Annotated in this window: 22 protein-coding genes and 1 pseudogene; 11 read left to right on the forward strand and 12 right to left on the reverse strand. The window is 64.7% G+C overall.

Annotation, left to right across the window (positions count from 1 at the left end):
- Positions 1-70: 70 nt before the first annotated feature.
- From ACZY1I_RS07075 to ACZY1I_RS07085, 3 genes are all read right to left on the reverse strand, one after another.
- The gene (locus ACZY1I_RS07075; RefSeq protein WP_463753649.1) at positions 71-1525 is read right to left on the reverse strand and encodes a dihydrolipoyl dehydrogenase family protein; all 1455 of its coding nucleotides are present in this window, start codon (positions 1523-1525) and stop codon (positions 71-73) included.
- Between the two features lie 67 nt (positions 1526-1592).
- A complete protein-coding gene (locus tag ACZY1I_RS07080) occupies positions 1593-2273 on the reverse strand; it encodes a haloacid dehalogenase type II (protein WP_463753650.1) in 681 nt (226 codons plus the stop codon).
- Positions 2274-2323: 50 nt separating this feature from the next.
- A complete protein-coding gene (locus tag ACZY1I_RS07085; RefSeq protein ID WP_463754324.1) occupies positions 2324-3382 on the reverse strand; it encodes a zinc-binding dehydrogenase in 1059 nt (352 codons plus the stop codon).
- A gap of 221 nt (positions 3383-3603) precedes the next feature.
- On the opposite strand from ACZY1I_RS07085, the gene ACZY1I_RS07090 reads away from it, so the two are divergent.
- Positions 3604-4947: an MFS transporter gene (locus tag ACZY1I_RS07090; RefSeq protein ID WP_463753651.1), complete on the forward strand. Its 1344-nt coding sequence runs from the start codon at positions 3604-3606 to the stop codon at positions 4945-4947.
- A gap of 4 nt (positions 4948-4951) precedes the next feature.
- On the opposite strand, the gene ACZY1I_RS07095 is transcribed toward ACZY1I_RS07090, so the two are convergent.
- Positions 4952-6277 carry a TetR/AcrR family transcriptional regulator gene (locus ACZY1I_RS07095; RefSeq protein ID WP_463753652.1) on the reverse strand — a complete coding sequence of 442 codons (1326 nt, stop codon included), beginning with the start codon at positions 6275-6277 and terminating at the stop codon, positions 4952-4954.
- 49 nt (positions 6278-6326) lie between these two features.
- Positions 6327-7199 carry an alpha/beta fold hydrolase gene (locus ACZY1I_RS07100; RefSeq protein ID WP_463753653.1) on the reverse strand — a complete coding sequence of 291 codons (873 nt, stop codon included), beginning with the start codon at positions 7197-7199 and terminating at the stop codon, positions 6327-6329.
- Between the two features lie 157 nt (positions 7200-7356).
- Here ACZY1I_RS07100 and ACZY1I_RS07105 point away from each other — a divergent pair, with 157 nt between their 5' ends.
- A complete protein-coding gene (locus tag ACZY1I_RS07105) occupies positions 7357-9060 on the forward strand; it encodes an MOSC domain-containing protein (protein WP_463753654.1) in 1704 nt (567 codons plus the stop codon).
- Between the two features lie 2 nt (positions 9061-9062).
- Here ACZY1I_RS07105 and ACZY1I_RS07110 read toward each other — a convergent pair whose 3' ends face one another.
- From ACZY1I_RS07110 to ACZY1I_RS07120, 3 genes are all read right to left on the reverse strand, one after another.
- Positions 9063-9806, reverse strand: a complete 744-nt coding sequence (locus ACZY1I_RS07110) for an SDR family NAD(P)-dependent oxidoreductase (RefSeq protein ID WP_463753655.1) — start codon at positions 9804-9806, stop codon at positions 9063-9065.
- Between the two features lie 77 nt (positions 9807-9883).
- Entirely contained in the window at positions 9884-10690 is an 807-nt protein-coding gene (locus tag ACZY1I_RS07115) for a family 1 encapsulin nanocompartment shell protein (RefSeq protein ID WP_463753656.1), read from the reverse strand.
- On the reverse strand, positions 10687-11712 hold the full coding sequence (locus tag ACZY1I_RS07120; protein ID WP_463753657.1) for a Dyp-type peroxidase: 1026 nt from the start codon (positions 11710-11712) through the stop codon (positions 10687-10689). The genes ACZY1I_RS07115 and ACZY1I_RS07120 overlap by 4 nt, the downstream gene beginning before the upstream one ends.
- A gap of 44 nt (positions 11713-11756) precedes the next feature.
- On the opposite strand from ACZY1I_RS07120, the gene ACZY1I_RS07125 reads away from it, so the two are divergent.
- Positions 11757-13019, forward strand: coding sequence for a M18 family aminopeptidase (locus ACZY1I_RS07125; protein WP_463753658.1), 1263 nt, complete (start codon positions 11757-11759; stop codon positions 13017-13019).
- Between the two features lie 9 nt (positions 13020-13028).
- Complete coding sequence (locus ACZY1I_RS07130; RefSeq protein WP_463753659.1) at positions 13029-13385, forward strand: VOC family protein; 357 nt, start codon at positions 13029-13031, stop codon at positions 13383-13385.
- Here the strand turns inward: ACZY1I_RS07130 and ACZY1I_RS07135 are convergent.
- Positions 13382-14023 (reverse strand): acetyl-/succinyl-CoA transferase, encoded by a 642-nt coding sequence (locus ACZY1I_RS07135; RefSeq protein ID WP_463753660.1) that lies wholly within the window; start codon positions 14021-14023, stop codon positions 13382-13384. The genes ACZY1I_RS07130 and ACZY1I_RS07135 overlap by 4 nt on opposite strands.
- Positions 14024-14090: 67 nt before the next feature.
- Between ACZY1I_RS07135 and purL the strand changes: the two genes are divergently transcribed.
- From purL to ACZY1I_RS07150, 3 genes are all read left to right on the forward strand, one after another.
- Complete coding sequence (gene purL, locus ACZY1I_RS07140) at positions 14091-16376, forward strand: phosphoribosylformylglycinamidine synthase subunit PurL (RefSeq protein ID WP_463753661.1); 2286 nt, start codon at positions 14091-14093, stop codon at positions 16374-16376.
- Positions 16364-17014, forward strand: coding sequence for an Rv0804 family intramembrane glutamic endopeptidase (locus tag ACZY1I_RS07145; protein WP_463754325.1), 651 nt, complete (start codon positions 16364-16366; stop codon positions 17012-17014). The genes purL and ACZY1I_RS07145 overlap by 13 nt, the downstream gene beginning before the upstream one ends.
- A 61-nt stretch (positions 17015-17075) precedes the next feature.
- The gene (locus ACZY1I_RS07150; RefSeq protein ID WP_463753662.1) at positions 17076-18032 is read left to right on the forward strand and encodes a phosphodiesterase; all 957 of its coding nucleotides are present in this window, start codon (positions 17076-17078) and stop codon (positions 18030-18032) included.
- Here ACZY1I_RS07150 and ACZY1I_RS07155 read toward each other — a convergent pair.
- Positions 17977-19575 (reverse strand): stealth family protein, encoded by a 1599-nt coding sequence (locus tag ACZY1I_RS07155; RefSeq protein ID WP_463753664.1) that lies wholly within the window; start codon positions 19573-19575, stop codon positions 17977-17979. The genes ACZY1I_RS07150 and ACZY1I_RS07155 overlap by 56 nt on opposite strands.
- A gap of 198 nt (positions 19576-19773) precedes the next feature.
- Positions 19774-20178, reverse strand: a pseudogene (locus ACZY1I_RS07160) (MCE family protein); the annotation flags it as partial.
- Positions 20179-20308: 130 nt separating this feature from the next.
- On the opposite strand from ACZY1I_RS07160, the gene ACZY1I_RS07165 reads away from it, so the two are divergent.
- From ACZY1I_RS07165 to ACZY1I_RS07180, 4 genes are all read left to right on the forward strand, one after another.
- A complete protein-coding gene (locus tag ACZY1I_RS07165; RefSeq protein WP_463753665.1) occupies positions 20309-20701 on the forward strand; it encodes a sterol carrier family protein in 393 nt (130 codons plus the stop codon).
- A gap of 128 nt (positions 20702-20829) precedes the next feature.
- A complete protein-coding gene (purF, locus tag ACZY1I_RS07170; RefSeq protein ID WP_463753666.1) occupies positions 20830-22368 on the forward strand; it encodes an amidophosphoribosyltransferase in 1539 nt (512 codons plus the stop codon).
- A gap of 63 nt (positions 22369-22431) precedes the next feature.
- The gene (gene purM, locus ACZY1I_RS07175) at positions 22432-23526 is read left to right on the forward strand and encodes a phosphoribosylformylglycinamidine cyclo-ligase (RefSeq protein WP_463753667.1); all 1095 of its coding nucleotides are present in this window, start codon (positions 22432-22434) and stop codon (positions 23524-23526) included.
- Between the two features lie 49 nt (positions 23527-23575).
- A complete protein-coding gene (locus ACZY1I_RS07180; protein ID WP_463753669.1) occupies positions 23576-23995 on the forward strand; it encodes an ester cyclase in 420 nt (139 codons plus the stop codon).
- Positions 23996-24101: 106 nt separating this feature from the next.
- On the opposite strand, the gene ACZY1I_RS07185 is transcribed toward ACZY1I_RS07180, so the two are convergent.
- Positions 24102-24275: a DUF3073 domain-containing protein gene (locus ACZY1I_RS07185; protein WP_463753670.1), complete on the reverse strand. Its 174-nt coding sequence runs from the start codon at positions 24273-24275 to the stop codon at positions 24102-24104.
- Positions 24276-24360 lie beyond the last annotated feature (85 nt).

A 24360-nucleotide genomic window follows, 5' to 3' on the forward strand; every position in this document is an offset into this window, starting at 1 on the left:
GCGCTTGCGATCACGACTGTCCGATGGTCGTGACCCGCTGCGCCCGGCTTCGCCGCGCTTGCGATCACGACTAGACGACGACGAAGAACGAATCCCGGTACGCCTCAAGAAGTCTCAACCACAGCTCGCTGATGGTCGGAAAACAGGGGACCGCGTGCCACAACCGGTCGATGGATACCTCACCGGCGACGGCGATGGTGGCCGCGTGCAGTAACTCGGTGACGCCCGGCCCGACCATCGTCACACCGAGCACATGACGGCTATCGACGTCGACCACCATGCGAGCCCGCCCGGTGTACCCGTCGGCGTACAGCTTGGCGCCCGTGACGACCTCGCCGATCTCGACATCGATGACTTTCGTGCGGTGGCCGGCTTCGGTGGCCTGCTCGGCGGTCAGTCCCACCGCGGCCGCCTCGGGGTCGGTGAAGAATGCCTGCGGTACGGCGTGATGGTCTGCGGTGGTCGAGTGCGCGCCCCACGGTGCGGTGTCCAGTGGTCTTTCCGCGGCTCGCGCACCGATGGCGGCGCCGGCGATCCGGGCCTGGTACTTGCCCTGATGGGTCAGCAGCGCACGGTGATTGACATCGCCGGCCGCATACAGCCAGCCGTCCTCGACTGCCTTGACGCGGCAGGTGTCGTCGACCTCGAGCCAGCTTCCCGGCTTCAGTCCCACGGTTTCCAGACCGATGTGGTCGGTGAGGGGCTTGCGGCCGGTGGCGAAGAGTATTTCGTCGACCTCGAGATCGGTGCCGTCGCTCAGTGCGATGGACACAGGGCAGTAGGGATAAGCCCGGCGGAGTTCGCTGACTGACACGCCCATGCGCACGTCGACGCCCGCTTCGACGAGTCCTCTGCCCACCAGTTCGCCCACAAACGGCTCCATGCGTGGCAGCAGCTGAGACCCTCTGGCCAGCAAGGTCACCTTTGAGCCCAAACCTTGCCAGGCTGCGGCCATTTCGACGCCCACGCCTCCGGCCCCGACGATAGCGAGCCGGTCCGGAACCTCGCTGCTGTCGGTGGCTTCGCGGTTGGTCCACGGTCGGGCTTCGTAGGTACCGGGCAAGTCGGGCAGCGCGGGCCGGCTCCCGGTGCAGACGACAACGGCATGCCGGACGGTCAGCGCCCGCTCCTTACCGCCGGGCGTGGTGACGACGACTCGTCGCGGACCGTCCAACCGCCCGTGCCCGCGAATCAGGGTCGCGCCGATGCCTTCGACCCATTCGGTCTGGCCGGTGTCGTCCCAGTCGGTGACGTAGCGGTCCCGACGGCTGAAGACACCGCCCGGGTAGATGGGACCGATGATCGCCTCGCGCGCGCCATCGACCCGGCGAGCGTCGGAGACTGCGATGACCGGACGTAGCAGCGCTTTGCTGGGTACGCAGGCCCAGTACGAGCACTCGCCGCCGACGAGTTCGCGCTCGATGACGGCGACGCTCAGACTCGCGGCCCGCGCTCGGTCTGCGACGTTCTGCCCGACCGGGCCGGCGCCGAGCACCACGACGTCATATTCCTGCTCCTCCGGCATCGTTCAACGGTCCTCTCGGCTCGGTTCTGTAAGTGAAGTTACTCGTGTGCCTCGGGTCGACCTGTCACTACCGCGTGGCAGTGAGGCGTTGGGCAAGCTCGTGCAGATCGCTGACTACGTGGTCGGGCTGCGGTAAGCCCGCCACCGGCAGCGGTGGATTGCCTGGTCGAGCGATCAGCGCCGAGCCGAATCCCACGTTGTGCGCACCGAGAAGATCCCACACGTGCGCTGCCACCATCATGCAGTCGGCAGGCACGACGCCGAGTTCCTCACAGACGTACCGGTAGGCAGCGGGCGCCGGCTTGAAGGCGCGACAGGAATCGACGGTGAACTGGCGCTCGAACAAGGCGGCAAGTCCGGCGTTCTCGAGCGGCGTCGGTGCGCCGGGAAGATGCGGGGAGTTGGTCAGTGCAACCAGTCGCAAGCCGCTGTCATGCAGCTGTGTCAGCGCAGCGACGGCATCGGGGTGTGCGGGCATGGCGTGCATCGCAGCGTTGATCCGGGTGAGGTCGCCGTCGGCGATATCCACCCTGTGGCTCTCGGCCAGCATGCGCAAAACGCCCTGGCCCAGCGTGAAGAAATCCACGTAGTTGTCGGTCAGCGTGACTGTCATCGAATACATGACGAGCTGGTTGAACCACTCGTGCAGCACACGCCGATCGCCGAACAGCTCGACGAAAAGCGGTGCTATGGACTCGATGTCGATCAGTGTTTCGTTGACGTCGAACACCAGAACCGCGTGTGGCATCACAACATTCTGCGCATAGGTGGCGAATCGGCTGCGAGACAGTCCCGGTGTCACTCCGGGTCCACGACCACGACCACCTTTCCGCCCGCCTGGCCGGCCTCGGCGACCTGGTGCGCTGCACGGATCTGATCGAAGGAAAAAACACGAGATGGTTTCGCATCGAGCTTGCCTTCCGCAACCTGCCGCGCGATGTCAGCCAGTGGCACGTCCGACACGGGGTAGCCGGGGTTGCCGAACACCGGACTGGCAAACAGATTGAGATTCACTCCGCTGGCCATCTGCGTCAATGGGTTGAAGCTGGCGATGGGTGCGAGCCCGCCCAGCCATCCCGCGATGCAGACGGTGCCGCCGCGGCGCGCCACCTCAAGCGAGTCGAGGACGGCGCTATTGCCGATGAGGTCGAGGACGGCGTCGATCTGCTTGGCTTCGGGAAGGTGAGCGGCCAGGTCTGGCCGCTCCAGTTCGACACGAGCAGCGCCCAACTTCTGCAGCATGGCAAAGCGTTCGCTGTTACGGGCGGTGGCAATGACTTTCGCGCCGGTGGCGACTGCCATCTTGAGTGCGGCCTGACCGAACGACGATGTCGCGCCGCGGATCACCAGTGTCTGTCCCGACGCCAGATTCAGATTGCGGAACAGGCATGTCCATGCCGACGCGTAGGTTTCCGGGAGTGCAGCCAGCTGCGACCAAGGTAGGTCCACGTCGATCAGGGCGACATTGGCCGCGCGCACACGGGTGTATTCGGCGTAGCTGCCGTTGATGGTTCGCCCGAGGCCGCCCATCAGCGCTGCCACCTTGGCGCCCACCGCAAACTCCTGGCCGGGGCAGGATTCGACGATCCCCACGCACTCGATGCCGCTGACTTCAGCAGCTTCAGCCCACTCGCCGCGGCGCATGTGTATCTCGGCGTGGTTGATACCGAAAGCCTTTATCTGAATCACCACCTCGCCGTGCTTGGGCAGTGGTTTGGGGATGTCGGCATAGACCAATTTCTCGAGTCCGCCGAAGCCGGTCAGGATGATCGCGCGCATGGTCTCGCCGTCGTGCTGATCACGTACCACCGCAGGTGCTGCTGGTAGCGCGGTCACATTCTTCTCAATCACATCCATGATGCTCACCGGCCAATGTCAATAATGGGCTGTACATCCCATTATTGTGGGCTACCCAACCCAGAAAAGTCCAGTGTGGGGCATGGGGCCGTCCGGCTTCGCGGCGTGGGCAGCCATTTCCGGCTGGTTGGGTACCGACGCGGACTGGGGTGCACTATTATCTGCGTATTAATGCAGATAATAGTGACGTCGTGGCCTGATCAATCACGAAAGGACTGGGCATGTCGTTATTCAGCTACCGCGACTACCGGCACCTGTTCGCTGCCCAAGTCATCGCGTTGGCTGGGACCGGGCTGACCACGGTGGCGTTGGGGTTGTTGGCGTATCAGTTGGCGGGTGCTGATGCGGCCGCTGTGTTGGGAACGGCATTGGCGATCAAGATGATCGCCTATGTGGTGGTGGCCCCGATTGCGGCGGCGCACGCCGACCGGTTTCCACGGCGACTGATGTTGGTGAGTTTGGATTTGACCCGGGCAACAGTCGTGGTGGCGTTGCCGTTCATCGATCAGGTGTGGCAGATATACGTGCTCATTGCGGTGTTGCAGTCAGCGTCGGCGGCGTTTACGCCGACTTTCCAAGCGGTGATACCCGACGTGGTCACTGGTGAATCCGATTACACCGCAGCGCTTTCGGCGTCCCAGCTTGCTAATACCATGGAGAGCTTGCTCAGTCCGGTAGTGGCGGCGCTGCTGTTGACGATGATGAGTTTCCACTGGCTGTTCGTCGGGACGGTCATCGGATTCCTGCTCTCCGCCGCGTTGGTTGTCAGCACCCGCATCCCGGACGCAACTCCGAATCCACGTGGTAGCGCCTGGGAAAAGACCGCTGCCGGGATCCGGATTGTTGTGGCGACCCCACGGTTGCGGGGTGTGCTCGCCTTGGATCTGGTCGTGGCCGGCGCCGGGTCGATCGTCATGGTCAACACTGTCAACTATGTCCGTGATGCACTGGGCCGCAACCAAGCTGATGTCGCTTGGCTGTTAGCGGCCTCCGGGACCGGCACGATGATCATCGCGTTACTCCTGCCACCGGTGCTGCGGCTGTGGCCCGAGCGCGCCGTCATGATGGCCGGGGCGGCGCTGCTCGTCTGCGGTGCTGCAAGCGCAATCGGCATGTCAATGACCGACGGCCCGCGGCGTTGGTATGTGGCCTTGCTGATCTGGTCGTTGATCGGGGCCGGTATGAGTCTGGCGTTGACCCCGGTGGGCCGAGTGTTGCGCCGCTCGTCGACTGCGGGGGATCGGCCCGCGGTGTTCGCCGCGCAATTCTCGCTGTCGCACTTGTGCTGGCTAGTGACCTACCCGATCGCAGGCTGGGGCGCTACGTTGGCCGGCTTTACCACCGCCTGGACCACTCTGGGGGCGATCGCCGCCGCGGGCGCGGTGGCCGCGCTGGTGATCTGGCCTCGACACGATCCTGCGGAACTGACTCACATCCACGACCTGGCCGGCACCACCCACCAGCACCTCGACGACGCCCTTGCCATTGAGGGCGGCCGCATGCAGCACACCCACACCTTCATCATCGACCAGGACCACGTCCGCTGGCCGCTGCCCGCCAAATAGACGACTACAGGTACCTCGGCGCCTCCGCGGCAGGCGAAAATGAGCGCACATAGTCGACGACGGCGTCGAGTGCCGCGGTCATCGGGGCCGGATCACCAGTCGCATACGTGAGCATCGCGCCACCTTGGTGCGCGCATACCAGCGATACCGCGAGGTGCCGCGGGTCTGCCTCCGGCCGCAGGTCCCCGCGGTGTCGCAGTTCGGTCAGGCCCTTGCGAAACAACTCGATCCACTCGTCGTATCCGGCGGACAGGTCGGCCCGGACGTCGTCGTCGGCGTCGATGAGTTCGCCGGCCAGCGAACCGTAGACGCATCCGCCGAGCCGGTAAACGGTGTCCACGTCGGCCAGACACGCAGCGGCCCAGGCTTGCAGCGCCTCGAGGCTGTCGAGACCGCCGAGCGGCGGCCGGACGTGAAACGCCTGAACGTCCCGGTGGCGTGCGGCGATGACCTGCCGGGTCAGTTCACGTTTGTCGCGGAAGTAGTGGGCGATCTGCGATCCACTCACCTCGGCGCTGGTCCGAACGTCGTCAATACTGGTGTCGGCCACGCCGCGTTCGAACATCAGGCGGGCGGCGGCATCGACGATGCGGGCCCGGGTAGCCAGCCCCTTGGGCGTCAATCGCGGGTGGGTGCCCCGGTCACCGAACTGAGTGGCCTCGTGTCCACGCGGGCGCCGGGGCGGGCGCGCCACCCGTTCTGCCGAGTCTGTGGCGAAGGTGCGCAGGTAGTTGATCGCGAAGCGGATCGCGTCGGCGTGCGGCCACTCGGCGCGGTAGGTGAAAGCCAACGTGGCACCACCCTGATGGGCGCAGACGATGGTCAGGGCCAGCGCCCGTGGGTCGGCTCCGGTGACGAGGACATCGTTGTCCTTCATTCGCTGGATCGCCTGCTCGAGCAGCCTGATCCATTGCCAATAGCCGGCGGCCAGGATTTCGCGAGTAGCGTTGTCGGACTTGGCTAATTGGGCAGCCAAGGCATGGTAAGTGGGTGTGCCGGCGTAGTCGATGCGTCTGAGATAGCGCAGGTTGAGATCGATCCACCGCTCGAAATCGGCGAAGGTATCCAGTTGCCCGAGCTTGGGCTGGCGGTGGAAATCGAGCACCACACCAATCTGGCGGTTTATCACCGCGTGGATGAGCGCGCGTTTGTCGGTGAAGTAATGCGCCAACTGGGAACCGCTCACCGACGCGGCCCGACGCACGTTGTCCATGTTGAACGCCGCGAGTCCGTCCGCGACGATTAACTCGGCGGTGGCCAGCACGATCCGGTCCCGGGTGGCACGCCCCTTTGCGGTCAGACGTGGTTCGCCATCAGCGTCCGGATCCATCGCGTCAGGCTAACGCGACGACCCCGGCCATTATGGGATATCCAGCCCACTAGTTAGGGACGTATCTTTCCAGGAAGTTGCGGACCAACTCGGCCGCTTCGTCGAGCGCTGATTCCAGCAGAAAATGTCCGCCGTCGAGGAGATGTATCTCCGCGTCGGGAAGGTCGGCGGCGAACGCCTCGGCGCCGGCCGGGCCGAATATCTCGTCGCCGCTGCCCCAAATCGCGAGAAGCGGAACGCCACTGGCCCGGAAGTACTCGTGCAGGCGTGGATACAAGGGCGCGTTGGTCGCGTAGTCGCGGAACAGTTGCAACTGCACCAGGTCGTTGCCTGGTCGGGAGAGCAAGGCGAAGTCATGGTGCCAACACTCGGGGTCCACCAGCGTCTCATCGGCCACTCCCGTGAGGTATTGCCACCGGGTGGCGTCGAGGGTGAGAAATTGCCGAACCGCGGCGAGGTTGTCCGGATCCGCCGGCTCGCTTTGGTAGGCCCACACCACTTTCCAGAAGCTCGGCACGAAACCAGCGTCGTAACCATTGCCATTCTGGGTGACGATCGCGGTGACGGCGGCCGGGTCGCGCAGCGCCAATCGCCATCCGATCGGGGCGCCGTAGTCCTGCACATACATGGCATACCGGTCGACCCCGAGTGAACGCAGCAATCCGGCCGTCAGGTCGGTCAGGGCATCGAAGGTGTAGTCGAAGTCCTCGACGGTCGGGGCGTCGGACAGCCCGAAGCCCAGGTGGTCTGGGGCGATGACATGGTATCGGTCGGCGAGCGCCGGAATGAGGTTGCGAAACATGAACGAGCTGGTCGGAAAGCCATGCAGCAGAACGATTGTCGGTGCAGCGGCAGCACCCGCCTCTCGATAGAAGAGCTGATGACCGTCGACGGTTGAGTAGCGGTGGTGAACGTTCGGCACGGCGTGCCTCCTCGCCGATAATGGGTTATACGACCCATTATGCACGGATCTGACGACCGCGGGCACTCCGCATTGACGCCGATGGCGATCGCCCAATATTCTGCGTCGATCATCCCGTTGCGTCGAGCGCGGATGCTCGCTCCACGAGGAGACCCAGGTGGGCACGCTTGTTTCGGTCAATGTGGGCATGCCGAAAGACGTGCAATGGCATGACAAGACTGTGCGCACCGGAATCTGGAAAGCACCGGTCGACGGGCCGGTCATGGTGCGCCGCCTCAACATCGATGGAGACGGCCAGGGGGATCTGGGTGGTCACGGTGGCGAGCAGCGCGCGGTCATGGTGTATCAGACCGAGTCCTACGAATTCTGGGCGAAGTACCTGAATCGGGACGACCTGGTACCCGGCCACTTCGGCGAGAACTTCACCGTCACCGGTCTCGCCGATGTCGACGTCTGTATCGGCGATCGCTATCGGATCGGCGAGGCGGAATTCGAGGTCACCCAACCGCGGGTCACCTGCTTTCGGGTCGGCATGCGACTGGGTGAACCGGCGATGCCGAATCTCCTTGTTTCCCAGCACCGTCCGGGCTTCTATCTGCGGGTGATCACCGAGGGGACCGTGCGCGCCGGCGACGACATAGTGCTGACCCGCCGGGGCCGGCACGAACTCAGTGTCGCTGATGTCGACGCACTGCTGTATCTGCCGGGCCGCAGCATCGAGCAACTCCGGCAGATCGTGGATGTTCCGGCGCTGAGTCCTGGCTGGCAGCAGTCCTTCACCGAGATGCTGGCCGCGCCACCGGACCCGGGTTCGGCGCCATCTACCGGAATCGAGCCGGGCTGGAAGGGCTTTCGTCGGCTGCGGGTCAGTGCGACCCGGCGCGAAGCCCCGTCCGTCCTGTCGATCCACTTGGTCGCCGATGACCGAACCGCGTTGCCGCCCGCGCGCCCTGGCCAGTTCCTGACCGTCCGAGTCCCGGGTGTTGCGGACCCGGCGCCGTTGCGCAGCTACTCCCTGTCCGGTGACACGCGGTCCGGGGAATACCGCATCAGCGTGAAACGGGATGATCGCGGACTGGTGAGCAGGTGGCTGCACAGCCACGTCGAGCCCGGATCGGTCGTCGAAGCCGCCGCTCCGCGGGGCGACTTCTATCTCACCGAGGACGGCAACCCAATCATCTTGTTATCCGCCGGGATTGGAGTGACGCCGGTCCTGGCCATGTTGCACGCGCTGTCAGCCGAGCGCAGCGGCGGCGACATCTGGTGGCTGCACACCACCCGGAATCCTGAAACTCAGGCATTCGCGGCCGAGGTCACGGGACTGATCGAGGGATTGCCGCAAGCGACCCAGCGGGTGTTCTACACCGAAACTCAAGGACGGCTGGACCGGCAGGTGATCGCTTCGCTGGGCCTGCCCGTCGGCGGCACCGCCTATCTCTGTGGGCCAACGCAATTCATGACCAGCATGCGCGATGCGTTGGTTGCGTTCGGGTTCGACCCCGCCCGCATCCACAGCGAACTGTTCGGTGCGCTGCCACCGATCAATCCAGGAGTGGTCGGTCAACGCGCCCGTCCGCCGCATCAACCGCCAGGAACGCCGGGTGCCGGACCGGCGATCACCTTCGCGCGCAGCGGACTGACCGCCAACTGGTCGCCGCAGTACGGCAGCATTCTCGAGTTTGCCGAATCCTGCGACGTACCAACCCGTTTCTCGTGCCGTAGCGGCGTCTGTCACATCTGCGTCACCGGGGTTGTCGCCGGGACCGCCACCTATGTCCAGCAGCCACTGGAGTTGCCCCGACCTGATGAGCTGCTCATCTGCTCGGCGGCACCGGAAAGTGACCTGGTGCTGGACCTATAGCGCTATGGCGCAATGGCTCGCTGTCCGCCGGTGGCATGCAGCACCGTGCCGTTGACATAGCTGGCTGCCGGCGATGCCAAAAATACTACGGCGCTGGCGATTTCGCTGGCTTCCGCCGTTCGGCCGAGTGCGGTGGTCGCGCCGAGTCCTTCGACGATGCCTCCGCCGAGTTCGGTGGCGCCGGGGGTAGTCGTCGGTCCGGGGGCCAGTGCATTGACCCGCACGCCGGCTCCGCCGAACTCGTCCGCCCAGACCCGGGTTAGCTGTTCCAGTCCAGCCTTGGTGGCTCCGTAGATTCCCGTCCCGCGCGCGGCCACCGAAGCGGCCAGCGTGCTCACGTTGACCACCGCGCCGGCGCCACGTGCGGCCATCGCCGGTACCAGTTGCTGGACCAGGATGTACGGCGCGCGCAGGTTGACGTTCACGTGCCTGTCGAAAGTCGCGTCATCGGATTCTGCTGTTCCGCCGAATTCGTAGATTCCGGCGTTGTTGATCAGGATGTCGACCTCGCCCGCTTCGGTGGCGAGCCGGCGCACGTCGTCGGCGTCGTTGAGGTCGGCGGCGACGAAACGTGCTTTGCCGCCAGCGTTTTCGATCTCGCTGACAGTCTTCGCGCCGCGCTCGGCGCTACGTCCGTGGACGACGACCTCGGCGCCCAAGCCCGCTAATTCGAGTGCGATTTCGCGCCCGATCCCGGACGTGGCGCCGGTTACCAAAGCGGTTGAACCGATAAGTGATGCTGCCATGAATCTCTTCCTCCCGGAGAATTGATGGTCCTCCGCAGGAGCACGGGACGGCCGGCTTTTATTCCGGCGACACCAAACTAGGCTTTCGGGCCGCTGAGCGCGACGGACGCCTCGGCGGTGTAGCACAGGAACGTCAGTGTCTCCTGCAGATACAGCTGCACGGTCTCGGCGTCATGGCTGAGGTAACCGATCGAGACGTCGGTACCCAGCTGCAGATCGAAGTCGCCACCGCGGGTCGTCACCACGAAAGCTCCGTCGATAGCCGGGGCCCAGATGATGTCGCCTTCCACCACTCGGTTCAGGTGCTCGAGGATTGGATAGCCGTGCTCGGTGGACTCACTGACCTTGGTGTAGGCGTCGGCGGAGAGCAGCACCGCGTAGGGACCGTCGACGCCGGCCAGTCGCAGTTCGGTCAGCGCCTGGGTGATCACGTCGGGAATGCGGCGGGGATCTTCCGGTAGGGCCAGCGGCTTGTTCGAGCTGGCGCTTCGGATGCCTTCGATCGATGCCGGGGCATAGCCCTCGAAGATGCCGCGGTCCTCGGCGAACGCGAGCTTCTTGGCGGCGACCTTGACCGGCTCCCAGTCCGAGTCGTTGGAGCCGCGTTCGACATCGTCGATCTCGTTGCGGGACAAAGTGAATGGCACACGCAGCCGGACCAGCGGTCTGCTGTCGCGCAGATGGGCGATCACTCCCTCGGTCGGTGAGTCGAGGTCGATCAGCCGACCGGTGCTGACGGCTGCGGTGATCGGGCCGCCCGGCTTGCTCACGTCGACCACCCGGCGGCCGGCGATGTGCCGCTTGAAGGTCCGTGCCGCCTCCAGTTCGATTTCCGCCCAGGCGGGTTCGGTGATCGGCGCCAACTCGCGGTACAGATTGTTCATTGTGCAATTCCTTTCAGGCTGCCGATCGAGAGTGAGCCATCGTTTGCGGACGGAGCTGGATTCGGAGCCGGTACCGGTGCTTGGGGCAGCGGCGGCGGGTCGTTGAGAAAGTCGACGGTGGGGGAGAAGAACAATCCACCGGTGGTCGCGGTGGAGAAGTCCAGTACCCGGTCGGTGTTGCCGGGTGGATCGCCGAGAAACATGTTGCGCAACAACCGTTCTGTGACCGCCGGGCTGCGCGAGTAGCCGATGAAGTAGGTGCCGTATTCACCCTTGCCGACTTCGCCGAACGGCATGTTGTGCCGCACGATTTTCAGCTCGGTTCCGCTCTCGTCGGTGATCACGTTGAGTGCGATGTGTGAGTTGGACGGCTTGACGTCGTCGTCGAGTTCGATGTCTTCCAGTTTGGTTCGCCCGATCACCCGCTCCTGCTCGGTGACGGACAGCGAATCCCACGAGGTCATGTCGTGGACGTACTTCTGCACGTGCACGTAGCACGAGCCGGTGAAGTCGGGATCCTCGTCGCCGACCGTGGTGGCGCTGACTGCGATTGGGCCGTCGGGGTTTTCGGTACCGTCAACGAAACCCAGCAGATCGCGGTTGTCGAAGAAGCGGAAGCCGTGTACCTCGTCGACCACCGTGACCGCCCCCGCCATCGCTTTGAGGATGCGGCCGGCGAGTTCGAAGCAGACGTCCATGGTTTCGGCCCGAAGGTGAAACAGCAGGTCGCCGGGCGTGGCCGGCGCCGCGTGGCGCGGACCCTTCAACTCGACGAAGGGATGAAGCTCAGCGGGCCGCGGGCCGGAGAACAACCGACCCCACGCGTCGTAGCCGATGGATGCGATCGCCGACAAGCGTTTGGTCGGGTCGCGAAAGCCGATCGCTCGGACCAGACCGGAGATGTCGGCCAGTCCGTCGTGGACCGTCGCTTCACCACCGGCGTTGATGGTGGCCACCAAGAAGATCGCGGCAGGCGTCAAAGGCGCCAAAATGGGCTGTGGCTGAACAGCAGGCACAGGCATGACCCTAACGTCCCGGCGAATGTGGTGATGCTTAACCTGGCTCTATGGTGGCATCCGCCGTAGGCCTGGGCGAATTTATCGACGCGTCCCCCTCGCCGTTTCATGTTTGCGAGACGGTGGCTGCCCGGTTGATTGACGCGGGATACACCGAACTCGACGAGGGTGATCGCTGGCCCGCGGCATCCGGTCGCTACTTCACCGTTCGCGCGGGGTCCTTGCTCGCCTGGAATGGGCGCGATCGCCTGACCCCTTTCCGGATCGTCGGGGCGCACACCGACAGCCCGAACCTGCGGGTCAAGCAGCACCCTGACCGGCTGGTGGCCGGGTGGAAGGTCGTGGCGCTCGAGCCCTACGGCGGTGCGTGGCTGAACTCCTGGCTGGATCGTGATCTGGGCATCAGTGGGCGGCTGTCGGTGCGCGACGGCACTGGGGTCAGTCACCGGCTTGTCCGGATCGACGAACCGATTCTGCGGGTCCCGCAGCTGGCCATTCACTTGGCCGACGATCGCAAGTCGCTGACGCTGGATCCACAACGGCACGTCAACGGGGTCTGGGGTGTCGGCCAGCCGGGGTCATTCGTGGACTATGTCGCCAAGCACGCCGGTGTCGCGGAGGCCGACGTGCTGTCCGCCGACCTGATGACGCACGACCTGACCCCGTCGGCGGTGATCGGCGCGGACTCGAGCCTGCTGAGCGCGCCGCGGCTGGACAACCAGGCCAGCTGCTACGCGGGACTCGAAGCGTTGCTGGACGCGGATCCAGCCTCGACCGACTCGTTACCGGTGCTGGCCCTCTTCGACCACGAGGAGGTCGGTTCGACCTCGGACCACGGCGCCCAATCGAATTTGCTGGGTACCGTCCTGGAACGGATCGTGCTGGCCGCGGGCGGCAGCCGGGAAGATTTCTTGCGATTGCTGCCGTCCTCGCTGCTGGCCTCGGCCGACATGGCACATGCGACGCATCCCAACTACCCGGAGCGCCACGAGCCGGGGCATCTGATCGCGGTCAACGGTGGGCCGGTGCTCAAGGTGCACCCGAATCTCCGCTATGCCACCGACAGTCGCACCGCCGCTGCGTTCGCGCTGGCCTGCCGGCAGGCCGGTGTACCGTTGCAACGGTACGAGCACCGCGCCGACCTGCCGTGCGGGTCGACGATCGGTCCGATGGCGTCGGCGCGAACCGGTATCCCGACCGTCGATGTCGGTGCCGCGCAGTTGGCCATGCACTCCGCGCGGGAACTGATGGGTGCGCGCGATGTGGCTGCCTATGCCGCCGCGCTCGGTGCGTTCCTCTCGCCCCACGAATAGGGTTGAAATATGGGACTCAAAGTGGAGATGGTGACCTTCGACTGCACTGACCCGGTGACACTGGCCGCTTGGTGGGCCGAGCAGTTCGGCGGCGAGACGCACGAACTGATGCCCGGCGAATTCATCGCCGTGCAAAGGCCCGAAGGACCTCGGCTGGCCTTCCAGAAGGTGCCCGACCCCACCCCTGGGAAGAACCGCGTGCACCTCGATTTCGGTGCCGAGGATATGGAAGCCGAAGTGGTGCGGCTGACTGCCGCCGGCGCCAGCGAGCTTGAACGCCACAGCTTCGGTGACAACTTCCACTGGGTGGTGCTGGCAGACCCCGAAGGCAACCAGTTCTGCGTCGCGGGCACGGACAGCGCTTAGTCCAGCCCGAATAATCGGCGGCACTGTTCGAATCCCTCGACCTGCACGTCGATAGCGCGATGCCGCTGCCAATCCTCGCGTGTCAGTCGGAATCTCCGCTGCTCGACCGAGACCCCCTCGCGCGCGAACCGGGTGGCGCCGTCATCTTGGTAGCCGATGCGCTCCGACACCGCAATCGAAGCCGGATTGTCCACGAACGCCGCCGAGACGGCGACCTGCGCGTCTAGTTTCGTGAAAGCGAAATATATTGCTGCCGAGCGCATTTCGGTACCGTATCCGCGGCCCTGGAAGCTGCCTCCCAGCCAGGAGCCGGAGTCGACCTGGCGGGTGATCGGGAAGTCTTTCGCCGTGATCTCCTGAACGCCGACTGCTCTTCCGTCGATGATGACGGCGAACGGCAGCGCCCAGTCGTCCGGTTTGAACCCGGCCAATGTCCGCCACAGGTGCGACAGCGTGTTGAACGGGAGGTCGGCCCGCGGCGCGCGTGTCCAGGGCACCGAGAACGGCATCTGCTCGGGGGCATGGATTCCCTCGAGGATGGTGTCGATGAGTTGGTCGATCAGGGCTTCGTCGGGCAGCCGTAGCTGCAGACGCTTGGTGGTGATGCGCAGGTCGAACAGGGGCCAGTGGCGAGACATTCGAATCATTATCGGGACGGTCTCCCACGATTTCAGCTGATTTTCACTGGCCACCTAGACTGGCTGCGTGACGAGCCCGCAGACCCAAGCGACTGACACCGTCGAGCACGCCGCAACCAGTCCCGACCAGCCGCAGCCGTTTCACGAGCTGGGCCTCAAAGACGACGAGTACCAGCGGATCCGTGAGATCCTCGGCCGTCGGCCCACCGACACCGAACTGGCCATGTATTCGGTGATGTGGAGCGAGCACTGCTCCTACAAGTCTTCCAAGGTCCACCTGCGCTATTTCGGTGAGACCACCAGCGACGAGATGCGGACGGGCATGCTGGCCGGCATCGGGGAGAACGCGGGAGTCGTCGACATCGGCGACGGGTGGGCCGTCACCTTCAAGGTGGAGTCGCACAACCACCCGTCCTACGTCGAGCCGTACCAGGGCGCGGCCACCGGCGTCGGCGGGATCGTTCGCGACATCATGGCCATGGGGGCGCGACCGGTGGCTGTGATGGACCAACTGCGGTTCGGTGCGGCCGATGCTCCCGACACCCGCCGGGTGCTGGACGGCGTGGTCCGCGGCATCAGCGGCTACGGCAATTCGCTGGGATTGCCCAATATCGGTGGCGAAACCATCTTCGACGCGTCGTACGCGGGCAACCCATTGGTGAATGCGTTGTGCGTCGGGGTATTGCGCCAGGAGGACCTGCATCTGGCCTTCGCGTCCGGCACCGGGAACAAGATCATCCTGTTCGGCGCACGCACCGGACTGGACGGCATCGGTGGGGTGTCGGTGCTGGCCTCGGACACGTTCGACGCCGAAAACTCCCGCAAGAAGCTGCCGTCGGTGCAGGTCGGTGACCCCTTCATGGAGAAGGTGCTCATCGAGTGCTGTCTCGAGCTCTATTCAGGCGGCTTGGTGATCGGCATCCAAGATTTGGGTGGCGCTGGATTATCCTGTGCCACATCCGAATTGGCCTCCGCGGGAGACGGCGGGATGGCCGTCCAGTTGGAGACCGTCCCACTGCGCGCCAAAGGGATGACGCCGGCGGAGATCTTGTGCAGCGAGTCGCAGGAACGGATGTGCGCGGTGGTCGCGCCGGAGAACGTCGAGGCGTTCATGGCGGTGTGCCGCAAATGGGAAGTACTGGCGACCGTGATCGGCGAGGTCACCGATGGCGACCGGTTGTGCATCACCTGGCACGGCGAGACCGTGGTCGACGTGCCGCCGCGCACGGTGGCCCACGAGGGCCCCGTGTACCAGCGTCCGGTAGCCCGTCCCGAAACGCAGGACGCGTTGAACTCCGACACCTCCGCCAAGCTGCCGCGCCCGGTCACCGGCGACGAACTGCGCGCGACTTTGCTTGCGCTGCTTGACAGTCCGCACCTGTGTAGCCGCGCGTTGATCACCGAGCAGTACGACCGCTACGTGCGCGGCAACACGGTTCTGGCCGAGCACGCCGATGGTGGCGTACTGCGCATCGACGAGGCGACCGGTCGCGGTATCGCGCTGTCCACCGACGCGTCGGGCCGCTACACCCAACTCGACCCCTACGCCGGCGCCCAGCTTGCGCTCGCCGAGGCGTACCGGAATGTGGCCGTCACAGGTGCCATCCCGGTGGCAGTGACCAACTGCCTCAACTTCGGCTCGCCCGAGGACCCGGGAGTTATGTGGCAGTTCTCTCAGGCGGTGCGCGGTCTTGCTGATGGCTGTGCGGCCCTTGGTATTCCGGTCACCGGCGGGAACGTCAGCTTCTACAACCAGACCGGGTCGTCGGCCATTTTGCCGACGCCGGTGGTCGGGGTGCTCGGCGTCATCGATGACGTGAGCCGACGCGTTCCCACTGGGCTGGGCACCGAACCCGGGGAAAGCCTGCTGTTGCTCGGTGACACCCGCGATGAGTTCGACGGTTCGATCTGGGCGCAGGTGACCGCCGACCATCTCGGCGGTGTACCGCCCGCGGTCGATCTGCAACGGGAGAAGTTGCTCGCCGAGGTACTGGCCGCGGGCTCGCGCGACGGCCTGATCACCGCAGCGCACGACCTGTCCGAAGGTGGGCTGGCGCAGGCCGTCGTCGAGGCGGCGTTGGCGGGTGAAACCGGTTGTCGCTTGGTGCTTCCCGAGGGCGCCGATCCCTTCGTGCTGCTCTTCTCCGAGTCGGCGGGCCGGGTGCTGGTCGCGGTGCCGCGCACCGAGGAGAGCCGCTTTCGGTCCATGTGTGAGGCGCGTGGACTGCCTGCCATCCGCATCGGTGTCGTCGATCAGGGCTCGGACGCGATCGACGTTCAGGGTCAGTTCTCGGTGACGCTGGCCGAACTGCGCGAGACTTCCGAGGCGGTGCTGCCGCGATACTTCGGCTGAGGTTTCGGGCGTTCGCTCTGACCGCCGGCCTGGTCGGCTGGAGCTTTGTCAGTCCTCGGCTGCCGACCGCGTACCGGGCGCCGGCGCAGGCCGGCGTCGGTGGCGTGTTGGTGCTGATCAGCCGTGCCCCGCTTGGTCTGCGCCCGCCGCAGGTGTGGGCGGGACTGCGGTTGGGGTCTGCGGTTGCGGCGTTGGCGGCGTCCTTCATCGCGGCGTCGGCCTCGGTTCCGGTCGCGCGTCGGTCGATGGCGGCGCGGGCCTTGCCGGTGTCCGTGCCGAGTTGGCTTGGGCTGCAGATACCGATCGGCACCGTGTTGGCTGAAGAGGCCGCGTATCGCGCGGCGTTGAGACAGGTGGCCGCCGACGCATTCGGCCCCGTTGGGGGACGACTCGTGCAGTCAGGCGCGTTCGGCTTGTCCCACCTCGCGGATGCGCGCGCGGCGGGAGAACCGGCGGTGCCCATCGTGCTGGTGACCGGTCTGGCCGGTTGGTTGTTCGCCGCGCTCGCCTACCGCTCCGGCAGTGTGGTGGCGCCATTCCTAGTGCATCTGGCCATCAACGAATCGGGGGCGCTGGCAGCAGTGCTGTTACAGGGCCGCGCGTGGAACGGATCACAACTTCTGCGATCGCGGGCGTGAGAACCTACACTTGTTAACTGCGTGTTAATTCCCATAACAGACGGAGAGGTTGGCACCTCCGGTGCACAGATTGAGGGCCGCAGAGCACCCCCGGCCGGACTATGTTCTCTTGCACATCAGCGACACCCACCTCATCGGAGGCGATGGGCCGCTCTATGGCGACGTAGACGCCGACGGCGTGCTGAGTGAGCTTCTCGGACAACTGAAGCGGTCCGGAGCGCGTCCGGACGCCATCGTCTTCACCGGCGATCTGGCCGACAAGGGTGAGCCGGCGGCCTACCGCAAACTTCGCGACCTGGTCGAGCCGTTCGCGGCCGAGCTGGGGGCCGAACTCGTCTGGGTGATGGGCAATCACGACGATCGCGCTGAGTTGCGCAAGCTGCTGCTGGACGAGCTGCCGTCGATGGCGCCGCTCGACCACGTTCGCATGATCGACGGACTGCGCATCATCACGTTGGACACGTCGGTGCCCGGGCATCACCACGGCGAAATCCGTGCCGCTCAATTGGACTGGTTAGCAGCCGAATTGGCCACTCCGGCGCCGGACGGCACCATCCTGGCTTTGCATCATCCGCCCATTCCGAGTGTGCTCGACATGGCCGTCACCGTGGAACTGCGTGATCAGGCCCCGCTGGGACGAGTGCTCAAGGGCAGCGACGTGCGCGCCATCCTGGCTGGGCACCTGCACTATTCGACGAACGCCACCTTCGTCGGAATCCCGGTATCGGTCGCCTCTGCGACCTGTTACACCCAAGACCTCACTGTCGCCGTCGGCGGAACACGCGGCAGGGACGGTGCCCAGGCGTGCAACCTGGTGCACGTCTACCCCGAAACCGTCGTGCACTCGGTTGTTCCACTGGGCGGCGGAAATACCGTGGGCACCTTTGTTTCTCCCGGCCAAGCGCAACGCAACCTCGCCAAGGCCGGCATCTTCATCGAGCCGTCCAGCCGCGACTCGCTCTTCAGGCACCCTCAGATGGCGCTGACGTCGACGGCACCGCAAAATCCTGCTGATTGACGTCAGCCGGAACCTTCTCCCACGGGGCCGGGATCGGGAAATACCTTTCCAGGAAGGCTATTACGCGCTCGGCTCGCTCTGCTGCGGAGACCTCGGGAAAGCTGCAGTCGTTCAGGCAGAAGAAGTCGTGATTGCGATTCTTGTGCAACTCGGGCAGTAGGTTCAGCCCGGCGTGTCGGGTTGTGTTCACGTACAGGACTTTGGCCTTCTCCTGCGGCACCGCCCGCCCGGTCATCAACGCGTAGTAGTGATAGAACGAGTTGGTCACCGAAATATCGGTGCAGGAGCGGAACGTGCTCGCCTGGGTTCGCGCGAAATCATCGGGAAATTCCCGTTCCATCTGGTGTAGCACGCTCTTGCGCAACGGGACCGCGGTGTGCTCGAGATGGCGGGTGATCATCTGCCCGAACCTCTCGAACAGCAATTGCCGGTTGACCCGAGCCGCATTCTCGAAGCCGCTGCGGCTGGGATCGTTTGTGCCGAGTCCGATTCGAGTTCTCGCCTCGATGAATCTGCTCACCCCGCCCGATGAGAAGAACATGCTGGGCTTGAGCGGTCGGCCGAAGAACATGTCGTCGTTGGAATACAAGAAATGTTCGCTCAGGTCTGGGATGTGTTGCAGCTGGCTCTCCACCGCGTGGGAGTTGTAGGTGGGTAGCGTGGACGGATTCGAGAAATGCTCCACGGCGGGCACCACGGTGATCATGGGGTGTTCGGCCAGCCACGGCGGCGGGGTCGAGTCCGTCGCGATGAAGATACGACGGATCCACGGCGCGAACATATTCACCGATCGCAGAGCGTATTTCAGTTCGTCGATCTGCCGGATCCGGGCCTCTGCGTCGTCCCCTTCACCCACCACCTGCCCCGACATCTGCGCCGCGCGCCGGGCGCGGAATTCCGGATCGCTGCCGTCGACCCACGAGAACACCAGGTCGACGTCGAACGTCACGTCGCTGGCATGCGGGGTGAACATGCCCTCCAGCGTCGGCCATTTGTAGCCGTAGAGCTTGACGGTGGCCGGGGTGACTTCGGCCCGTGGCAGCACTGTGCGAGTGAGCGAGTTCTCCACCGGGCAGCCGATCGCGGTCTCCTCGTAGGACCAGAACTGCAGATCGACTCCGAAAGCTGGTCCGAAGCGGAATCCGCCCGGGGCGATCCGGCGCCGGTACAGCCGCAGGATACGCGGCTCCGGCAACATAGATAGCCGGCCGTCCGCCAGCAGGACTGACGAAAGACCCTTCTCGTCAAGAGTTTTGGCGTACATGGTCTCGGTAGCGCATGCCGCGGTAAGGGCGCGCTCCACCGCCGGGCGCAGTTGTACGTCGACGGCAAGAACAGGACGGTTCTTGTGATCGCGAACCAGCAGAAAGGGAATGTCGGCGCGATTCAGCACTTTTCGCACAAAGACCAAATCCTCGATCTGTGCCTCATGCGGAGTCAGGCTGGCCTCTAAGCGGGCGACTTTGCCTCGGCGGGTGACGATGATCGGCTTGGGCGAGCGTTGGGCGAATCGACCGCCGTCGCGCGCAAAGATCTTGGACATCTCCAACACCGCCTCAGTTAGAAGTGACCACCGGCACCGCGAGACTCTCACAGTTGCTGCGGTGGCGCGCGGTGGAACGGATGTGTTGCGATAACTGTTGCAGGACAGTCGATTCAGTCCGAAACGGACACCTGCCGTTAACTTCTGGTTTACCTCGACGTCATATCGAGCGCTGCCGCTTCCCGCAGCGCCGTGCGCTCACGGATTGATGGTGCAGTCGCCGATTTGACGGCCCCACCCGTAGTCCACTATCAACGGTGACTCCGGCTCGAAGTGGTTGTATGGCGCCTAATCCATCACCAAAAGTGTTGCGGACCAAAGGTTCCCGGCGATTGTTTGCCGGCAGCCGGGCATTGCGCCGGGTCGGCCGTGGGCATTGGTCCGAGGCCGATTCTCCGGGTATATGTAGGTCGGTGGCCCCGTGATGCCGCCCGCGGAGTTCGCTCCGAGCGCATAACCATTGGAGCCCAGCGCGTTACGTATCCGTGGCGCAACCTGTTCGTAGTTGCGCAGGGTGCAGAAGATCTCAGGGCTGTATTCGTCGAGCAGTTGCGCGGTGGGAGTCAGATCGATGGCTCCCCGTGTCAGATACGGCCCCGCCCGTGGTCGCTTTGATTTCGGCGGCCACATTCGCCGGAATCTGCGGGATGTCTTCGGATAGATGTCCACACACTGGGCCGCCGGAACACCCGTCGCGCGTGATCTCGGCTCCGCAATTCTGGGACCCTAAGGTATGGCAGCTCGCGATAAAGCCGATCCAGCAAAGACTCGGCAAGCCGTGGTGTCCATCGCTGATTGGTTGCGCGACGAAGGTTCTGCACCGCCGGAACGCGGCGTATTGGCGGAAGCGGTCCGGCTCACGGCGCGCACGCTGGCCGGCCTGGCGCCCGGCGCCAGCGTCGAGGTCCGCATCCCGCCGTTTGTGGCTGTGCAGTGCATATCCGGACCCCGGCACACCCGTGGTACGCCGCCCAATGTGGTCGAGTCCGATGCACGCACGTGGCTATTGGTGGCAACGGGACTGATGGGGCTGAATGAAGCGGTAGAAGGTGGCAGATTGACCCTTTCCGGCGCGCGGGCAAGTGAAATTTGTCACTGGCTGCCGCTGCTCGATTTAGGCCGTTGACCTGTGGTTTTGTGTCGACACGACACTCGCGGAAAACGGCAACACGCCAGAAGTGATTGCGCGGCCGGTCCATGCGGGCCGTAGACTCCGTAGACGTCACTAACCGCGCCTTAGGGAGCCGTCAAACCGTGACCGTAGAGCAGCCCGCAGAAGATTTCAGTTCGCCTCGTGAAGAGTGTGGTGTGTTCGGGGTCTGGGCCCCGGGCGAAGACGTCGCCAAGCTCACTTATTACGGTTTGTACGCGTTGCAGCATCGCGGCCAAGAAGCCGCGGGCATCGCTGTAGCCGATGGATCTCAGGTCCTGGTCTTCAAAGACCTTGGTCTGGTCAGTCAGGTGTTCGACGAACAGACGTTGGCGGCTATGGAAGGCCACGTCGCTATCGGGCACTGCCGTTACTCCACCACCGGCGACACCACATGGGAAAACGCTCAGCCGGTGTTCCGAAACACCGCTGCCGGCACCGGGGTCGCCTTGGGCCACAACGGGAATCTGGTCAACACCGCTGAGCTTGCCGCACGCGCCCGGGATGCCGGGCTGATGGCTAAGCGCTACCCGGCCCCGGCGACGACGGACTCGGACATCCTAGGCGCGCTGTTGGCCCATGGTTCGGCCGATTCCAGCCTGGAACAGGCGGCGCTGGAGCTGCTCCCGACCGTGCGTGGTGCCTTCTGCCTGACCTTCATGGACGAGAACACCCTTTATGCGTGCCGCGACCCGCACGGCGTGCGGCCCCTTTCGCTCGGACGGCTGGATCGTGGCTGGGTGGTTGCGTCCGAAACGGCTGCGCTCGACATCGTCGGCGCCTCGTTCGTCCGCGACATCGAGCCGGGCGAGCTATTGGCGATCGACGCTGACGGAGTCCGGTCCACCCGCTTTGCCAACCCCACGCCGAAGGGCTGCATCTTCGAGTACGTCTACTTGGCGCGGCCCGATAGCACCATCGGCGGCCGGTCGATACACGGCGCGCGGTTGGACATCGGTCGCCAGCTCGCCCGGGAGTGTGCGGTCGACGCCGACCTGGTGATCGGTGTGCCGGAATCCGGTACCCCGGCCGCAGTGGGTTACGCCCAGGAGTCCGGCATCCCCTATGGCCAAGGCCTGATGAAGAACGCCTACGTCGGCCGCACCTTCATCCAGCCGTCGCAGACCATTCGCCAGCTGGGCATCCGGCTGAAGCTGAACCCACTCAAAGAGGTCATCCGCGGCAAGCGGCTCATCGTCGTCGACGACTCGATCGTGCGGGGTAACACCCAGCGTGCGTTGGTGCGGATGCTGCGTGAAGCCGGCGCGGTGGAAGTACATGTGCGAATCGCGTCGCCGCCGGTGAAATGGCCGTGCTTCTATGGCATCGACTTCCCGTCACCGGCGGAGTTGATCGCCAATGCCGTCGAAGCCGAGGACGAGATGCTCGATGCGGTTCGGCATGCCATCAACGCCGACACGCTCGGATACATCTCGCTGCGCGGTCTGATCGCCGCCACCGAACAACCGACGTCGCGGCTGTGCACCGCGTGCTTCAACGGCACGTATCCGATTGAGCTGCCCAGTGAGAGCGCGTTGGGCAAGAACGTCATCGACCACATGCTCGCCAATGCCGCGCGCGGGGCCGTACTGGGCAATCTCTCCGGCGAAGAAGTCCCCGGCGACGTCCCCGTCTCGCACTGACGTAAAGCCTTCCGAGAGGTAACCGTTACCGGCGGTGCGTGCCGAACGGTAGCCTTTATCGCGATGACCGATCCCGAAGAAAAATCCAGACGAGGCGCGGCCAACCAGGGTGTCACCTATGCCTCAGCCGGGGTGGACATTGAAGCCGGTGACCGAGCGGTCGACTTGTTCAAGCCGCTGGCGACAAAAGCCACCAGACCAGAAGTGCGTGGTGGACTCGGCGGATTCGCGGGCCTGTTCGCGATACGCGGCGACTACCGCGAACCCGTGCTCGCGGCCTCGACCGACGGTGTCGGTACCAAGCTGGCGGTTGCCCAAGCGATGGACAAGCACGACACCGTCGGCCTCGACCTGGTCGCGATGGTGGTCGACGACCTCGTGGTGTGCGGCGCCGAACCGTTGTTTCTGCAGGACTACATCGCGGTTGGACGAACCGTCCCGGAACGGGTCGCGGCCATCGTCGGCGGTATTGCCGATGGTTGTGTGATCGCCGGATGTGCGTTGTTGGGCGGCGAGACCGCGGAACACCCCGGCCTGATGGAGCCCGACCACTACGACATCTCGGCCACCGGAATCGGCGTCGTCGAGGCAGACGATGTGCTGGGGCCCGACCGGGTGAAGCCCGGCGACGTCATCATCGGGATGGGATCCTCGGGTCTGCATTCCAACGGGTATTCGCTGGCCCGCTCCGTGCTACTCGAGATCGACCGGATGAACCTGGCCGGCCATATCGAGGAGTTTGGTCGCACGCTGGGCGAAGAACTGTTGGAGCCGACCCGGATCTACGCCAAGGACTGCCTGGCGCTCGCCGCCGAGACCCATGTGCGCACGTTCTGCCACGTCACCGGCGGAGGTCTGGCCGGCAATCTGGCACGCGTCATCCCGCAGGGCCTGGTCGCCGAGGTAGACCGTGGCACATGGACGCCCGCCCCGGTGTTCGCCATGATCGCCCAGCGCGGCCGTGTCTCTCGGGCCGAGATGGAGAAGACGTTCAACATGGGCGTCGGCATGATCGCCATCGTGGCTCCCGAGGACAACGATCGTGCCTTGGCCATCCTGACCGCGCGGCACCTGGACTGCTGGGTCCTGGGCACCGTCGGAAAGGGTGGGAAGGAAGGTCCACGGGCGAAGCTCGTCGGGCAACATCCAAGGTTCTAAAACTCCGGCTCACTGAAATGCGAGTCGATGGAATAGGAGTGCGCTGCCGGTGACTTCGCGCGACGAGCTCAAAGACCTCTACTGGTCCTACCTCGAGGCATGCAATGCGCACGACGTCGATCGAATGTCGACGTTCTATAGCCCGGCAATCAGGGTGAATGACGCCCCGATGTATACGGCCGACGTCGCGGTTCAGTTCGCGCCGATCTTCTCAGCCTTTCCCGATTGGCACTGGGAAGTGAAAAATCTGGCAATCGACAACGACCTTATTTCCCTGCACTTTTCGGTGACTGGGACACACCGCGCCACGTTCCAGGGCATTGCGGCAACGAACCGCCGGGTGGCGATTTCGGAGTTCACCATCTACCGCGTGGAAGACGGCAGGTTCGCTGATGTCTGGGACCTCGCCGACATGGGGGAGCTGGTGAGGCAGCTTACGTCGCCGGTCGGCGACGCTCCTGCCGACTGAGTTCAGTGCGACGCCCGCGCCGCGGGGGTGCGGAGATGCGGGTCTGCAAGCCCTGAACAGCTTCAGTGCCGGTGCGCAAGGCACCGGCACTTTTGGGCTGTCAGTTCTAGCGACGCCAGTCGTCGTCGCTGTCCCACGAATCGCCATCCCCATGGTCCGATTCATCGGTGCTCGTCCCGGACAGTTCGCGCTGAAGGCGCGTGAAGTCGGTCTGGGGGGAGCTGTATTTCAGTTCTCGAGCAACCTTGGTCTGCTTTGCCTTAGCCCGGCCGCGGCCCATGGGGGAACCCCCTCGCGAAATAACGGAGCGGCCTAACACGTAGGCGGCTCCGATCTCTTGTGTCTTATTGTCCTGACGACAGCTT

The organism is Mycobacterium sp. IDUB_37 (assembly GCF_055419245.1).

Excerpts from the sequence above, each read along its gene's own strand:
- ACZY1I_RS07075 (WP_463753649.1), bottom strand. The coding sequence starts at position 1,525 with ATGCCGGAGGAGCAGGAATATGACGTCGTGGTGCTCGGCGCCGGCCCG.
- ACZY1I_RS07080 (WP_463753650.1), bottom strand. The coding sequence starts at position 2,273 with ATGCCACACGCGGTTCTGGTGTTCGACGTCAACGAAACACTGATCGAC.
- ACZY1I_RS07085 (WP_463754324.1), bottom strand. The coding sequence starts at position 3,382 with ATGGATGTGATTGAGAAGAATGTGACCGCGCTACCAGCAGCACCTGCG.
- ACZY1I_RS07090 (WP_463753651.1), top strand. The coding sequence starts at position 3,604 with ATGTCGTTATTCAGCTACCGCGACTACCGGCACCTGTTCGCTGCCCAA.
- ACZY1I_RS07095 (WP_463753652.1), bottom strand. The coding sequence starts at position 6,277 with ATGGATCCGGACGCTGATGGCGAACCACGTCTGACCGCAAAGGGGCGT.
- ACZY1I_RS07110 (WP_463753655.1), bottom strand. The coding sequence starts at position 9,806 with ATGGCAGCATCACTTATCGGTTCAACCGCTTTGGTAACCGGCGCCACG.
- ACZY1I_RS07115 (WP_463753656.1), bottom strand. The coding sequence starts at position 10,690 with ATGAACAATCTGTACCGCGAGTTGGCGCCGATCACCGAACCCGCCTGG.
- ACZY1I_RS07120 (WP_463753657.1), bottom strand. The coding sequence starts at position 11,712 with ATGCCTGTGCCTGCTGTTCAGCCACAGCCCATTTTGGCGCCTTTGACG.
- ACZY1I_RS07125 (WP_463753658.1), top strand. The coding sequence starts at position 11,757 with ATGGTGGCATCCGCCGTAGGCCTGGGCGAATTTATCGACGCGTCCCCC.
- ACZY1I_RS07130 (WP_463753659.1), top strand. The coding sequence starts at position 13,029 with ATGGGACTCAAAGTGGAGATGGTGACCTTCGACTGCACTGACCCGGTG.
- ACZY1I_RS07135 (WP_463753660.1), bottom strand. The coding sequence starts at position 14,023 with ATGTCTCGCCACTGGCCCCTGTTCGACCTGCGCATCACCACCAAGCGT.
- ACZY1I_RS07155 (WP_463753664.1), bottom strand. The coding sequence starts at position 19,575 with ATGTCCAAGATCTTTGCGCGCGACGGCGGTCGATTCGCCCAACGCTCG.
- ACZY1I_RS07165 (WP_463753665.1), top strand. The coding sequence starts at position 20,309 with ATGGCAGCTCGCGATAAAGCCGATCCAGCAAAGACTCGGCAAGCCGTG.
- purM (WP_463753667.1), top strand. The coding sequence starts at position 22,432 with ATGACCGATCCCGAAGAAAAATCCAGACGAGGCGCGGCCAACCAGGGT.
- ACZY1I_RS07185 (WP_463753670.1), bottom strand. The coding sequence starts at position 24,275 with ATGGGCCGCGGCCGGGCTAAGGCAAAGCAGACCAAGGTTGCTCGAGAA.